The sequence below is a fragment of the Nonomuraea sp. NPDC049758 genome (assembly GCF_040674635.1).
GTDB lineage: Bacteria > Actinomycetota > Actinomycetes > Streptosporangiales > Streptosporangiaceae > Nonomuraea.
Genome location: NZ_JBFAMZ010000042.1, coordinates 1 through 14,783, shown reverse-complemented (window position 1 = coordinate 14,783; position 14,783 = coordinate 1). Strand labels below are relative to the sequence as shown.

Below are 14,783 nucleotides of genomic sequence, written 5' to 3'. Positions count from 1 at the left end.
CGCGCACGTCGCCTTGGACAACCTGGGCGGGGTGGGCCTTCTGCTGGGCAGGCTGCGGGGGGCCGGGGCGGGGGATCAGGTGCGGGTGCTGGCCGAACGCGCCGCCGCGCACGTCGCCTTGGACAACCTGGGCGGGGTGGGCCTTCTGCTGGGCAGGCTGCGGGGGGCCGGGGCGGGGGATCAGGTGCGGGTGCTGGCCGAACGCGCCGCCGCGCACGTCGCCCTGGATGACCCGGGCGAGGTGGGCGACCTGCTGGACAGTCTGCGGAGGGTCGGGGCCGGAGACCAGGTGCGGGTGCTGCTCGCCCGCGATCCCGCCGCGCACGTCGCCCTGAACAACCCGTTCGGGGTGGGCCTTCTGCTGAACAGCCTGCGGGAGGCCGGGGCCGGGGAACAGATGCGGACACTGGCCGAGAGGCTGCCTGCCGCAGGGCTATTCGAGCAGTTCATCGGCATCGGCGATCATCGGGAGCAGTTCCGATTCGGGCGGGAACCCGATGGGACCGCCGCGGATCCCTGGGACTGGGAGAACCTGGATTGATCAAGGCCCGCTCTGCCTGACGGATCCGGGCGCGGCGGATCTCGGATGCGGACGACCTTCCGTAGTCGTCCGGCGCGTTCATCTAACGACCGTTTGACGAACGCTCGCCGGATGCCCGGCCGAACGGGGATCGTCGGCCGTCGTGTCCGGTTCGAGCGTTCATTTTGCCGTTCATTTTCGGTCGGAACCTGTTACTGTTCAGATTCTTCGCGCACGGCGTTTGATGAACGGAAGGCGGTCCCCTGTGGCGCTCATCGGCCTGGTCCGGGTCAGCACCGACAAGCAGAAGACCCAACGCCAGCACGATGCGCTCGACCCGATCTGCTTGAAGGTGTTCGAGGAGAAGATCAGCGGCAAGCTCGCCACCGACGACCGGCCCGCCCTGCTGGAGGCGCTGTCCTACCTGCGCGACGGGGACATGCTGACCGTCCAGGAGGTCGACCGGCTCGGCCGCAACCTCTTGGAAGGGCTCATCGTCCTGAACGACCTGTTCCAGCGCGGCATCGCGGTCAAGGTGCTGGAGGGCATCGCGGCCGGCGAGCACACCGAGCGCTCCCGGATCCTCGACCTGGCCCTGGCCCTGTCTGAGGACCGGCGCCGCGACATCGTCCGCAAGACCAAGGACGGCCTGGAGGCGGCCCGCCGCCGCGGCCGGGTCGGCGGCCGCCCCCCGGTGGTCGACGACGACAAACGCGCCGCGATCCTCGCCCGCCGCGAGCGCGGGGAATCCATCCGCACCATCGCCGCCGGCGTCGGCGTCTCAGTGGGCGTCGTCCACAAGACGCTCGCCGATGCCAAGGAGTCGTAGGCTGGCCCCTTCGCTCGGGTCCGTGCGAAGAGCTCGGCGTGGCGGGCAGAAGTCCGATGAGGAGCTGCCCCACACCTCGTAACAGCGTGCCGCCAGGAGAGGAATCGTGTACGTGGGCCTTATCCGACGCTCACCCCGCCCGTCCGCCCCTCCTCCCGCGCTGCGACCGCCGCGTTCGATGTGGTGGTGGGCTCTGCCCGCGGCACTGCTGGTTGGTGCCGCGGTCTGGGGCGTCAGCACCTGGCTGTTGCAGGATCTGGGCACGCTGCCCGTTCCCGAGCGGATCTCCGCCCGGATCGAGGCCGTCCGGACCGCGCTGGCGGCCGGTGCCGGCGTCGGCGCCGCGGTGACGCTCCTGCTGACCGTGCGCCGCCAGCGGCACCAGGAGCTGGCCACCGCGCACACCACGCACGACGCCGCCGAACGCCGGGTCACTGAGCTCTACACCAAGGCGGTCGAGCAGCTCGGCAACGCCCAGGCCCCGGTTCGGCTCGGTGGTCTGTACGCGCTGGAGCGCCTGGCCCAGGACACCCCGGCGTTGCGGCAGACGATCGTGGACGTGATCTGCTCCTACCTGCGCATGCCCTACACGCTGCCAGACGGGGCCGGGCCCGCCGTGCCGCGCGCCGCCGTCGCCGGCGTCTCCGTCCCGGCGATCGGCCGCGATCCACAGGAGGAACGCCAGGTTCGGCTAACCGCCCAACGCATCCTGACCGCCCACCTGCGCTACGACAACTCCTCTGCACCACGCCGCCGGTGGCCCTCCCGCCGCCCCGACCGCAACCCACGCCACTGGCCGGACATCCGACTCGACCTCACCGGAGCTGTCCTCATCCTCTTCGATCTCAACACCTGCCGCATGGGCAACGCCGTGTTCGATGAGGCGACCTTCACCGGTGACGCCCTGTTCGGCGAGACGACCTTCACGGGCGGAGCCGTGTTCTACAAGGCGATCTTCACCGGCCCAGCCTGGTTCGGCGGGGCGACCTTCTCCCGCGGTGCCCGGTTCAGCAAGGCGACCTTCAGCGGCGACGCCCTGTTCGACAAGGCGACCTTCACCGGCGAAGCCCAGTTCGGCAAGGCGACCTTCACCGGCGAAGCTCGGTTCGGCGGAGTGAGCTTCACCGGCCCGGCCTGGTTCGGCGGGGCGGCCTTCTCAGGCGACGCCGTGTTCGGCGAGGCGACCTTCTCAGGCGACGCCCAGTTCGGCGGGGCATCAAGGCTGGAGGTGGCGGTTTTGACCGGCGTACGCGTCGCACCGGCGGCCGAGGGCATGGAGCGGCGGTGGCCGCCGTGCTGGCGGGCGGAGGGAACCGCGAACGGGTGGCAGACGCTGCGCCTGGCGGCGGCGGGGGACGGCGGTCAGAGGACGGACGGCGAGGCGTCATAAGCGCCGTTAGCGAGCAACGCGCCCCTGCGGAAACGTCCCCTGGACGACCTCACCGCCCGGCGCCTTGCCGCCGGCCGACGCCGAGCGCATCGCGAACGGCGTCCTCCTCCCGAGCGTGGCCCCAACCACTCACAAGGCCCTGAATTTTTGTTCGGTTCCTGGAATGACTTAGCCACAGGTCAGCGCGCCAGAAATGATCTCCATGCGGATCCGGCTGCGTCCCCCGCCTCCCCTGTGAAGTGGGCGAGGTTGTCCCGGGTGTACAGGGTGATGGGGTGGTCGGGGCCCAGGACCCGTTCGCGGACGGGGAGCAGGGCCGCGTATTGGTCGCGGGCGGCGGCCGCATCCCCCGCCCGCCCTGTCCAGTAGGCGAGATTGTCCCGGGTGTACAGGGTGTCGGAGTCGTCGGGGCCCAGGACCCGTTCCTGGATGGGCAGCAGGGCCGCGTATTGGTCGCGGGCGGCGGCCGCATCCCCCGCCCGCCCTGTCCAGGAGGCGAGGCAGTCCCGGGTGTACAGGGTGTCGGGATGGTCGGGGCCCAGGACCCGTTCGCGGATAGGAAGCAGGGCCGCGTGCTGGTCCCGGGCGGCGGCCGCATCCCCCGCCTCACCTGTGAAGCGGGCGAGGTTGTACCGGGCGATCAGGGTGTCGGGATGGTCGGGGCCCAGGACCCGTTCGCGGACGGAGAGCAGGGCGGCGTATTGGTCGCGGGCGGCGGCCGCATCCCCTGCCGCCCCTGTCCAGTAGGCGAGGCCGTCCCGGGTGTACAGGGTGTCGGGATGGTCGGGGCCCAGGACCCGTTCGCGGATGGAGAGCAGGGCGGCGTATTGGTCGCGGGCGGCGGCCGCATCTCCCGCCCGCCCTGTCCAGTAGGCGAGGCCGTCCCGGGTGTACAGGGTGTCGGAGTCGTCGGGGCCCAGGACCCGTTCGCGGACGGAGAGCAGGGCCGCGTATTGGTCGCGGGCGGCGGCCGCATCCCCCGCCTCACCTGTGAAGCGGGCGAGGTTGTACCGGGTGCTCAGGGTGTCGGGATGGTCGGGGCCCAGGACCCGTTCCTGGATGGGGAGCAGGGCCGCGTGCTGGTCCCGGACGGCAACCGCGTCCCTCGCTGCCGCTGTGAAGCGGACGAGGTTGTGCCGGGCGGTCAAGGTCGCAGGGGGGGCACCCGCAACAGCGACCGCACCGTCGCTGCTCATCACCGGTGCTGGGACATCGCCGCCGATGGCGATCGCCGGCGGTTCGGTGGTGCCGGATTGAGTCAGTGCCAAGGCCAGGGATGCCATCGCGATGACGAACGAGCCGGCGCCCGCGATCCACGACAGCGTCTCCAGGTCACTCAGGAATAGGGCCACCGCCACCACCACAAACGCCGCAGCAGTTGAGCCGAGAACCCATTTCCATCGCATGCACGTATTCTGTCCGCTTGGTGTTCGCGGCGGCAGCAGTTTTGGCACCCTGTCGCACCTTCACATGTCGGCGTCCTCCTCCTGAACGTGGCCCCAACCGTCAAGCTGACCAATCGTTACAGGCCGCGCGGGGTCTGCGCCGGACGGCGCGTTCTTGAAGGTCGGGGAGGTGGTTGTACAGGGTGCCCACGCTGACGCCCATTAGCTTGACGGTCGAGGTCACCGACCGAGGTAGCGCTTGATCCATACCGCGATGTCGTCGTCGGCCAGGTCCGAGCCCGCCGGGCAGGCCGACGCCTCCTTGTGAATTGCTTTGGTGGCGGCGATCCTGTCCCTGGGCCGGTCCGGCCTAGGGACAGCTTGGGCGACAACACAGGACAGAAGGTTCATTTCCTGAAAAGATCAGGGCTTGTCGCGCGTATTTTTTCGAAAGGGTGGCGTATGGAGCCGCTGCGGGAAGATGATCCGCGCCAGGTGGGCCCCTACCTGCTGCAGGGGCGGCTAGGCGGCGGCGGCATGGGACAGGTGTTCCTGGGCCGTTCCCGGGGTGGACGGCCGGTCGCGGTGAAGGTGGTTCGACCGGAACTGGCCCACGATGAGAGGTTCCGGCGTCGGTTTGCGATCGAGGTGGAGGCGGCCCGGCTGGTCGGCGGGTTCTACACCGCGCAGGTGGTGGATGCCGACACCGATACTGATCAGCCGTGGCTCGCCACTGACTACATTCCCGGCCCGTCCCTGCAACAGGCCGTCGCCACACACGGAGTGCTGCCGCCCACCGCGGTCCGCGTGCTGGGGGCAGGCCTGGCCGAGGGCCTGGCTGCGATACACAAGTGCAAACTCGTGCACCGTGATCTCAAACCCGCCAACGTGATCTTGGCCGCCAACGGTCCCCGAGTCATCGACTTCGGCATCGCCCGTGCATGGGACACCACCTCGCACACCGCCACGGGGGCCGTGATGGGCACTCCGGCATTCATGTCCCCCGAACAGATCCGAAGCGATGAGGTCGGCCCTGCCAGCGATGTTTTCTCCCTGGGGGCGGTGTTGATGTTTGCCGCCACCGGCCGCGACCCCTTCGGCGACGGCCACTCCCACGCGATCATGTATCGCATCCTCCATAACGATCCCAACCTGGCCGGCCTGCCGAGCGACCTGACTGACCTGGTGGGCGCCTGCCTGACCAAGACACCCCAGAACCGGCCCAGCCTCGACGATCTTCTCGACCGGTTGACCGCACCGGCTAAGGGCGCCACGCGATGGCTCCCGCCTGAAATCTCCACGATGATCACCCGGCTCGAACAGACACGCGACGATGCGTTCATCAGCTTGCACCAGAGAGAGGAGGCCGGGAATGCGGAGCAGGCCACCGAGGTCAGCGGTAATCCCGAGCTGAGAGTTGCGGCGCTCATCGAGCTGGGCTGGCTGGAGAAGACGGCCAAGAATCTGGAGGAGGCCCGCACGCTGTTCCAGCAGGCCGCCGAAGTCGGTAACCCCTGGCAGAAGGCCAAGGCACTCATCTGTCTGGGCTGTCTGGAGTACGACGACGCGGGAAATGTGGAACAGGCCCGCGGGTTCTGGGAACGAGCGGCCGAGACCGGCCAACCAGGCATAGCCCCGCAGGCGTTGGTGAATCTGGGCTCGCTGGAGAAGACGGCCGGGAACCTGGATAGGGCCCGCAAGCTATTTCAGCAGGCCACCGAGACCGACGATCCCGGCGCGGCGGCCCAGGCACTCAACGGCTGGGCCGATCTCGAACGCAGCGCCGGGAACCCGGAGCAAGCCCGCCAGCTCTACCGGCAGGCCACCGAGGTCAGCGGTAATCCCGAGCTGAGAGTCGCGGCGCTCATCGAGCTGGGCTGGCTGGAGAAGACGGCCAAGAATCTGGAGGAGGCCCGCACGCTGTTCCAGCAGGCCGCCGAAGTCGGTAACCCCTGGCAGAAGGCCAAGGCACTCATCTGTCTGGGCTGTCTGGAGTACGACGACGCGGGAAATGTGGAACAGGCCCGCGGGTTCTGGGAACGAGCGGCCGAGACCGGCCAACCAGGCATAGCCCCGCAGGCGTTGGTGAATCTGGGCTCGCTGGAGAAGACGGCCGGGAACCTGGATAGGGCCCGCAAGCTATTTCAGCAGGCCACCGAGACCGACGATCCCGGCGCGGCGGCCCAGGCACTCAACGGCTGGGCCGATCTCGAACGCAGCGCCGGGAACCCGGAGCAAGCCCGCCAGCTCTACCGGCGAATCCTTGACGTCAAGCAACCACCCGCCGAACCCGGCAAGTGAGGCGGCGCGAAGAGGCGACGCAGGTTCCGCCCACGTCGCCTCCCACGACCCAACGGGACGCCGTTTGGGGCTCAGTTGGGTCGGGCCAGGGCGCGGTGCTGGTCTTGCGGCCAGTCCGTTTCCCTGACCCGCCCGCCGAACCCGGCGTGCATGTCTCCATGCACCGGGCTCTCCACGTGTCTTGCCCGGGGGTCAACCGCCGGTCGTGGCGGTTGCCGGTTGCGATGACCACGGTGTCGGAATTTTGGTGCCGCGATAGCGGTAGCGGGTTACTTTGACGCTCGATGCGCCGGTGAACTCGACGCCGTTGCAGGCGAGTTTCCAGGTGCCGGGCAGGCAGAATCGGCGGATCAGTTGTTGCCAGCTGATCCGGGAGTGTTTGTGGAAGATCCATCTGACGATGCGATGCCACGCGTGGTTATCGATCGCGCCGAAGATCGCCTTGGACACTCCGTGCCGGAAATAGTTCGCCCATCCGCGCAGCGTCCGGTTCATGCTGCTCAGCAGCTCATCCGGGCGCATGTCCTGGGAGGCCCTGCGTGTTCGGTCTTTCACCTTGTCCTTGATCGTTTGGATCGCTTTCTTGGACGGTTTGGTGTAGACGTAATACTTCTGCGTTCCTCGTTTGCGCTGCCTTCTGACGTGGAAGCCGAGGAAGTCGAAGCCCTCGTCGATGTGGACGACGCGGGTCTTGTCCGGTGACAGCCGCAGCCCCAACGGGGCGAGCACGCCTGTCACCTCCTCGCGCAGGGCCTCGGCATGGTGGCGTTCGCCCGATACGACCACGACAAAATCGTCGGCGTATCGGATGAGCCGCCAGTTGCCCAGGCCGTTCCGTCTGCGTCTGGCCCGCCGCTTGTCGGTTCGCATCTCCTGCTTCCATTGCCGGTCGAAGTGCTCGTCCAGCGCGGATAAGGCGATGTTGGCCAGCAGCGGAGACAGGACCCCGCCCTGGAGTGTTCCGGCCGGTGTCGCTTCCCAATCTCCGATGGCCGTCATGACCCCGGATTTCAGAAATGCCTTCACCAGCGTGTTCGCGCTTGTCTGAGATCCTCGCCCGCAGCCGAGTCATCAACGCCGTGTGCTCGATCTCGTCGAAACAGGCGTGGATGTCGGCCTCCAGGATCCAGTGGTACTTCATGGAGCCCGAGGACAGGTGATGGATCTCGGCGACAGCGTCGTGCGCTCGCCGGTTTGGACGGAACCCATACGAGGACGGCAGAAAGTCCGCCTCGAAGATGGGCTCTAGCACCGCCTTGAGGCTGGCCTGGACCACTCGGTCGGCGATGGTGGGGATCCCCAGTTTGCGCAGCTTGCCGCCCGCTTTGGGAATCATCACCTGCCGCACCTCGGCAGGCTCGTACTCGCCCGACTTCAGCGAGGTGCGAATCTGCGCCAGGAAAGCCTCGACCCCGATCCGGGTCTCGACCTGGAAGGTTGTGACCCGGTCAATTCCCGGAGTTCGTCCTCCGGCGTTGGTGGACACGCGTTCCCACGCGTGCATCAAGAACGCCGGCTCATAGACGAGGTTGAACAGGTCACGGAACCGACGGTGAGGATCTTCGACCGCCCACCGGTGCAACTTGATCTGCATCCTCCGTACCGCGAGATATGCCGAATCAGCATCCGGCCACCTCACGGCGCCGGTATTCACCAGCGCGTCTTCGGACATTGCACTCTTCTCCTTGACTGACACGCTGCCGCCCTTCCCCACGTGCCGGGCTTTCCCCGGCTCCGAGTACTACGGCGGCTCCGCCCCGCTCGCGCCTTCGGCGGGCATCACACCTATCTCTCGCCGCTCGCCTGGAAGGCGAGCAGCAGGAGAGCGAACCCGAGCGGTTCCCATGTTCACTGCTGTCCGATCGACGGGTTAGACACCCGGCTCTACCCCTGCGGCCTCGCCACGGCTACGCCGTAGTCCTTCGCCGTGGCCTCCCAGCCCAGGCTGCCAATACCCGACCAGGAGTTCCCCGCCCGCGATGAGAAGCGGGTGCGCACCGCTGACCAGCCCACATCCACCGGGTTGGAGCTGGCAAGAATTCAAGAGGCGTAAGACACCGGTTCCTCGCGTATACCTTCCCGTCTCGCTCACCGGGCCCGGCCCATCCGGTAGTGCTGAACCGACCCGACTTTGTCGAGGCTGCTCCCACCCTCCCCGGTGATCCCCGGATCAGGCTGCCTCCAGCTTCACCCCACCGCTACGACGGCAGAGCGACGGCGGCCTTTCACCTCCATTCGGACAAACAGTGCTTTCCATGGCGCGCTGACACGCTTCTTACTGGCACCCCTATGAAGATCAACTCTCTAGCGCCAATTTCTGCAGCACCGCTCAGCGCCTGCGCGCAGGAGTCGCCGTTCTGACTTCCGGCACCGATTCCGGGCATGGCGATGCGAGCGCGCGCGTGAAATCTTGGTGTCGGGGCGACCGACAGAGCCGCAGGGGGCGCCGTGGATGTTTTCCTGCTCGTCCTCGCGATCGTGACGCATGGCGTCGTCGTCGCGACGATCGGAAAGGCTCGCGAGGAGACCGTACGGGCCAGGGCCGCGAGCCCGCGCGCGACTGGCCGCCTCGACCGGGACGACCGGGCCTACCTCTCAGAAGGGCCGCCCGCGGTGGTGCGGGCGGCTATGTCGCGCCTTCTCGATCGGGAACTTCTCCGGATCAATCCCGGCGCGCGGCTGGTGGCGGCCGGTGAGTCCGCCACGGTCGGCCATCCGATCGAGCAAGCGGTCCTGGACGCGGCGGGGACCGCCGGGGACCCCACGGTCGAGGAGGTCCGGAACGCTGTGCTCGCCGGCGCCGAGATGCACCGGCTCACACTGAGCCTGGCGGGCCGGGGCTTCCTCGTCGGCGGCAACCAGTGGCTGTTCGAGGCGGCCCGGCGCCGGATCCCCCAATTACGCGCGAGCGCCTGGTGGGCGGCCGCCGTCACGGCCGTCACCCTCGGGACGATCGCGCTGAACGTCGCGGGAGACACCTGGACGCCGCTGCGGGTCGTCGCGGCCCTCGTCGCCGGGGTGGGAGCCCTGCGAGGCTTCCTCGCGGCGGACCGGTACACGCTCATCCTGCGCAGCAAGCTCACCCCGGGCGCGGTGAACGCCCTACGTGCCGCCGTCCGCGACAGACGGCTACCGCTGCCACCCGGCATCCCTTACAGCATCGGGTTCCCGGTGATGGCCGGGAAAAGGAAGAACGACCGGACGCCCTTGCTGAGGGTCGGCGGGGGGCGGCGGCTGAGAGGCGAGTACGGCTTGGACGCCTTCGACGGACTGACCTCCGACGGCGATCGCGAACCGCCGCCCCAGCAACCCTCCGGGAGCTCCGGAGGCTCCTGGGGCATCGGCGCCGGCCCCTGACCACACGGCAGGCTCCCCTGCCGGCCACCAGCAGTAGCCGGCTCCGTGATCGACTGGCGAAGTGACGGCGGTTCCGGCGGATGCCGCGCCTGGCGGCGAGGGCGAGGCGTCCATCCCCGTCACAGATTCCCTACTCTGCGGTAACCGTACAGTGCTCCGATTCTGTACGCCCTATGCATCCTTCGCTGCCAGTTCCGTCCAGTAGGTGAGGTAGTGCCGGGTGGCCAGGGTGTCGGGGTGGTCGGCGCCCAGGATGCGCTCGTAGTCGGAGAGGAGGGCGGTGAGCTGGTCGCGGGCGGCGGCCGCATGCCCCGCCTCTCCCGTCCAGTTGGTCAAGTTCTGCCGGGTGGCCAGGGTGTCGGGGTGTTCGGCGCCCAGGATGCGCTCGTAGTCGGAGAGGAGAGCGGTGAGCTGGTCGCGGGCGGCGGCCGCATCCCCCGCCTCCCCGATCCAGCGGGCCAGGTGATATCGGATGGTCAGGGTATTGGGGTGTTCGGCGCCCAGGATGCGCTCGTAGTCGGAGAGGAGAGCGGTGAGCTGGTCGCGGGCGGCGGCCGCATCCCCCGCCTGCCCCGTCAAGTTGGCCAAGTTCTGGCGGGTGGTCAGGGTGTCGGGGTGTTCGGCGCCGCGGACTTGTTCCTCGATGGGGAGCAGGGCGGCGAGTTGATCGCGGGCGCCGGCCGCATCCCCCACACTTCCCGCCAAGCGGACCAGGTTGTATCGGGTGGTCAGGGTGTCGGGGTGTTCGGCGCCGCGGACTTGTTCCTCGATGGGGAGCAGGGCGGTGAGCTGGTCGCGGGCGGCGGCCGCATCCCCCGCCTCCCCCGTCCAATGCGCCAAGTTGTATCGGGTGGTCAGGGTGTCGGGGTGTTCGGCGCCCAGGATGCGCTCGTGGTCGGGGAGGAGTGCGGTGAGCTGGTCGCGGGCGGTGGCCGCATCCCCGGCCTGCCCCGTCCATTGCGCCAGGTTGTGTCGGGCGGTCAGGGTGATGGGGTGTTCGGCGCCCTGGACCCGTTCAAAGATGGGTAGCAGGGCGGCGAGTTGATCGCGGGCGGCGGCCGCATCCCCCGCCTCCCCCATCCAGTGGGCCAAGTTCTGCCGGGTGAGCAGGGTTTCGAGGTGTTCGGCGCCGCGGACTTGTTCCTCGATGGGAAGCAGGGTGGCGAGTTGATCGCGGGCGGCGGCCGCATCCCCCGCCTCCCCCGTCCAGTTGGCCAGGTTTTGCCGGGTGAGCAGGGTGCTGGGGTGGTCGGTGCCCAGGGCCCGTTCACGGTCGGGGAGAAGGGCGGCGAGTTGATCGCGGGCGGCGGCCGCATCCCCCGCCTCCCCCATCCAGCGGGCGAGGTCATACCGGGTGAGCAGGGTGCTGGGGTGGTCGGCGCCCAGGACCCGTTCACGGTCGGGGAGAAGGGCGGCGAGTTGATCGCGGGCGGCGGCCGCATCCCCCGCCTGCCCCGTCCAATGCGCCAGGTTGTGTCGGGTGAGCAGGGTGTCGGGGTGTTCGGCGCTGCGGGCTTGTTCCTCGATGGGAAGCAGGGTGGCGAGTTGATCGCGGGCGGCGGCCGCATCCCCCGCCTCCCCCGTCCAGTTGGCCAGGTTTTGCCGGGTGAGCAGGGTGCTGGGGTGGTCGGTGCCCAGGGCCCGTTCACGGTCGGGGAGAAGGGCGGCGAGTTGATCGCGGGCGGCGGCCGCATCCCCGGCCTCCCCCGTCCAGTCAGCGAGGTTGTGCCTGGCAGTCAGGGTTTCGGGGTGGTTGGAGCCAGATCTGTGCAGATGGTGGGTGTAGACGTCACGCTGGATGGCCAGGCCGGTGGCGTGGTCGCCGCTCTGGCGCAGGTAGTCGAGGATCTGCTGCAGGTAGGGAGAATCTAGGGGCACGACGGCGCGGGCATGCGGAAGCAGCCGCCGGAAGGCAGGCCATGTGCCCACATGATCGGCATTGTCGGGTAGGGCGGCCTGGAGCAGGTCGGCGGCCCGATGCTGGAGGGCGTCGTGCTGGTCATCGGGGAGCTGGGCGAGGATGGCAGCCTGGAGGAGGCGGTGCATGCTGACCAGGTCTTGCGGATCCTCAGCGTCGGGGTCGTCGTTGCTGGTGGTGACGGTGACCAGGCTGTAGGAGGCGAGGAGCGCCAGTGCCTCCCCCACCGCCAAGTCATCCTCAGCATCCAACTCGTCCAGGACGGTGGCTGGCAGATTGTCGGGGGCATAGCAGGCCAGCAGTTGGAGCAGGTGCACGGCCAGTGGATCGACCGCGGCGATGCGCTCGCAGCTGACCGCCCATACGGTGGCCACCACGCGCACCGAGTCACCCGCCGGAGCGGCCGCGTGCATGCGCGCCGGGGCATCCTTGAGCAAGCGAAGGTAGCGGGTCACGCTCATGCGGGGTGTGCGGGTGATGTAAGCGCCGGCCTGCGTGAGCGCAAGAGGCAGGTCCCCCAGCTGCTCGGCTAGCTGATCCAGCAGCTCCGCCTGCCCTTTCGCCTGCGGGCCCAGCAACTCGGCCAACAGGGCGAGCGAGGCCTGCCGCTCCAGTAGCTCCAGCCGCAGCGGGGTGATGCCCAGGTGCTGCCAGCCGATGTCGCGCCGGGTCGTGATCAGCACATGCCCGGCGATGAGACGGGCCAGATACGTCTCGATGTGGTTGACCTCTTCGACGTTGTCGAAGACGATCAGCCAGCCCTGGTGGCTGCTCATCCAGGCCAGTGCCCATGCGGCGGCCTCCGCGGTGGTGGCCTGCTCAGCAGCTGCGGAATCGGCGCCTGCCACGATCGCCTGGGCTAGGCTCGCCAGCCCGGACTGGATCTGGTCAGGGGTGTCGGCGTCGATCCACCACACCAGCCGGTAATCGTCGCGATGGCGGTGGGCGTACTGCAAGGCGAGTTCGCTCTTGCCGACCCCGCCTAGCCCGACCACGGCCTGACTAATCACCTCCGCCCCGGCCCCGGCGGTAAGGGTGGCGCGCAGATCCTTGAGGGCTTGATCACGGCCGACGAAGGCCGCTGCGGGCCGCCGCGGCAGACCTGTCAGGCCCTGCGGTTCAGGGACGTGGAGTGCATCAGGCAGGGAGCGGCGTGGCGGTTGCACGTCGCCAGCGAAGACCAGATGGGAAATGTCTCCAGTGACGGACAGCGGCCGACCGCGGCTGCGCCCAGTGAACGTGATCACGCCGTCGCCGCTCAGTACCGGAGCCTCGACGTCGCCTCCTACGGCGATCGAGCGTTCAGCTTTGGCACTGGAGTGGTGCGGGCCGCTGAGCTGAGCAGCAGAGGACACATGCCCGATCACCATGCCGTCGGTCATGGCCGCGACCGTCGGCGAGCTCGAACCTGAAGACGATGCCTGCCCTGTTGTGGTGGCTAGTGCGTCCACCTGGCCCGCTTGTGGGCGCCGTTGCGCCCACAGCGTCGCTGCCAGGCCCAAGCCGCCGATGAACATGCTGATCACACTGGCACGTTGGTCCAGTACCCCAAGATCAGCATCGTCGAAGAACGCCCACACACCCCAGCCCAGCAGAGCCAGCGACATCAGGACCGCCAGCGCGGCAAGCACACGCGGCCAGCGTCGCTGCTGAGGAGAACTCGCTGCCCGGTCAGAAGAGGCTGTCACATCTTCAGCGTGACGCTCTCAACACGAAAAGCGCGTACACGTCGCGAACCCGTTATCTCCGACGCCCCGTGCCGCTCCGCTGGTGGCAGGTGAAGCTGCGGGAGCTCCTGGCTCTCCTACCGCTCCTAACCAGGCAGTTCATACATTCTGTCCGCCCTACGCCTCCTCTGCCTGTTGTTTGCAGTAGGCGAGGTTATGGCGGATATCAGGGTGTCGGAATGCTCAGCGCCCTACAGTTACGCCAACACGAGCTCCTCGAGCAAACCGATGCGACCACCCGCCCGACCGAAGCATGGACGGTGCAGCAGGCTCGCAATCTGACGAGGGGTCCGGGGACCGCGTCACCGAGCTGCGGTTCCTGATCCAGAATCGGGATCCGCTCTTCAGCGACGTCATCACCACCGAAGGGCGACGGAGCATCACCACGCGGTCGCGTCCACGGATGTGGTGTATGAGTCGATCTTCGCGTGATCCTGTATCTGCAGGTTAAGCGGTCAGTGTCTGCGGGATCGGGGCCGGGTGGGTGTGTCGCCGGGGACGAGTCGCAGGCGGGCTTTGGCCTGCACGTCCAAGCCCATGTAGCGGCGAGCTTCGACCCACTCATCGCTCTGCTCGGCCAGCACGGCGCCGACGAGCCGGACGATCGCGGCTCGGTCGGGGAAGATGCCGACCACGTCGGAGAAGTGGAGGGCCGTGTTCTTCCCGGGCACTGGGAGGGTGATCTTATGATGGACACGCGCCCGTCGGCGATCGCCACGCTCGTCGAGCGCACGAGCCGTTACACTGCCCTGGTCGCGCTGCCTGACGGCATCAAGGCCCACCAGATTCGGCCCCATCTCGTACGTCAACTGCTCCACGTACCCACACCGCTGCGCCAGTCGCGACCTGGGACCGCGGCCGCGAGATGGCCGAGCACCAGACTCTCAGTGCCGACACCGGCATCCAGGTCTACTTCTGCCACAAGCACAGCCCCTGGGAACGCGGGAGCAACAAGAACACCAACCCCTCTCCTGCGCCAGTACATGCCCAAGAGCGCCGACTTACGGACACTCGACCACACCGACCAGGACTGGATCGCCGCCGAGCTCAACAACCGCCCGCGACGCATCCTGGGTACCGCTCACCGGCAGAGGTCTATGCTGACTTCCTGACCAACGGTGATGCGTTGACCATTTGAGACCACCACCGTCAGATGAAGGCCCCTCACCCGTCACTGGGACTGTACAAAGAACGGTGTGACTCCTGATCATGGAGGACGCACCTGATGAGTACTGTGATCCAGGCATCGACGGAGATCGACCTGGAGGACGCCACGGTGGCGCGCAAGAAGCCGGAGGAATCGACGGATCGGGAGCTGGTGGCCCGGCTGGTGGACCAGGCCCGCGCCGAGGGCAT

The 14,783-nt window shown here is 68.2% G+C and carries 8 protein-coding genes and 2 pseudogenes; 5 read left to right on the top strand and 5 right to left on the bottom strand.

Going from position 1 to position 14,783, the window contains the following annotated elements:
• The 3 genes from AB0J46_RS50030 to AB0J46_RS50020 form a co-directional block, all read left to right on the top strand.
• The coding region (locus AB0J46_RS50030; protein WP_364343938.1) for a hypothetical protein at positions 1–541 on the top strand (541 nt) is incomplete at its 5' end.
• A 244-nt stretch (positions 542–785) separates the two neighbouring features.
• Positions 786–1,349, top strand: a complete 564-nt coding sequence (locus AB0J46_RS50025) for a recombinase family protein (RefSeq protein WP_364343935.1) — start codon at positions 786–788, stop codon at positions 1,347–1,349.
• Positions 1,350–1,527: 178 nt separating this feature from the next.
• The gene (locus AB0J46_RS50020) at positions 1,528–2,739 is read left to right on the top strand and encodes a pentapeptide repeat-containing protein (RefSeq protein WP_364343932.1); all 1,212 of its coding nucleotides are present in this window, start codon (positions 1,528–1,530) and stop codon (positions 2,737–2,739) included.
• A gap of 179 nt (positions 2,740–2,918) precedes the next feature.
• Here the strand turns inward: AB0J46_RS50020 and AB0J46_RS50015 are convergent, their stop codons facing one another.
• Positions 2,919–4,091: a tetratricopeptide repeat protein gene (locus AB0J46_RS50015; RefSeq protein WP_364343929.1), complete on the bottom strand. Its 1,173-nt coding sequence runs from the start codon at positions 4,089–4,091 to the stop codon at positions 2,919–2,921.
• 495 nt (positions 4,092–4,586) lie between these two features.
• Here AB0J46_RS50015 and AB0J46_RS50010 point away from each other — a divergent pair, with 495 nt between their 5' ends.
• On the top strand, positions 4,587–6,425 hold the full coding sequence (locus AB0J46_RS50010; RefSeq protein WP_364343926.1) for a serine/threonine-protein kinase: 1,839 nt from the start codon (positions 4,587–4,589) through the stop codon (positions 6,423–6,425).
• Between the two features lie 192 nt (positions 6,426–6,617).
• Here the strand turns inward: AB0J46_RS50010 and AB0J46_RS50005 are convergent, their stop codons facing one another.
• Both AB0J46_RS50005 and AB0J46_RS50000 read right to left on the bottom strand, forming a co-directional pair.
• Positions 6,618–7,451, bottom strand: a complete 834-nt coding sequence (locus AB0J46_RS50005; RefSeq protein WP_364343923.1) for a group II intron maturase-specific domain-containing protein — start codon at positions 7,449–7,451, stop codon at positions 6,618–6,620.
• A gap of 76 nt (positions 7,452–7,527) precedes the next feature.
• Positions 7,528–7,761 (bottom strand): annotated as a pseudogene (locus tag AB0J46_RS50000) (reverse transcriptase domain-containing protein); the annotation flags it as partial.
• 1,112 nt (positions 7,762–8,873) lie between these two features.
• On the opposite strand from AB0J46_RS50000, the gene AB0J46_RS49995 reads away from it, so the two are divergent.
• Positions 8,874–9,782, top strand: coding sequence for a TIGR04222 domain-containing membrane protein (locus AB0J46_RS49995; protein WP_364343920.1), 909 nt, complete (start codon positions 8,874–8,876; stop codon positions 9,780–9,782).
• A 171-nt stretch (positions 9,783–9,953) separates the two neighbouring features.
• On the opposite strand, the gene AB0J46_RS49990 is transcribed toward AB0J46_RS49995, so the two are convergent.
• Both AB0J46_RS49990 and AB0J46_RS49985 read right to left on the bottom strand, forming a co-directional pair.
• A complete protein-coding gene (locus AB0J46_RS49990) occupies positions 9,954–13,331 on the bottom strand; it encodes a tetratricopeptide repeat protein (RefSeq protein WP_364343917.1) in 3,378 nt (1,125 codons plus the stop codon).
• A 551-nt stretch (positions 13,332–13,882) separates the two neighbouring features.
• Positions 13,883–14,068 (bottom strand): annotated as a pseudogene (locus AB0J46_RS49985) (transposase); the annotation flags it as partial.
• Positions 14,069–14,783 lie beyond the last annotated feature (715 nt).

What these genes read in the sequence shown, in the direction of transcription:
- AB0J46_RS50010 (WP_364343926.1), top strand. Translation starts at nt 4,587, where the DNA reads ATGGAGCCGCTGCGGGAAGATGATCCGCGCCAGGTGGGCCCCTACCTG.
- AB0J46_RS50020 (WP_364343932.1), top strand. Translation starts at nt 1,528, where the DNA reads ATGTGGTGGTGGGCTCTGCCCGCGGCACTGCTGGTTGGTGCCGCGGTC.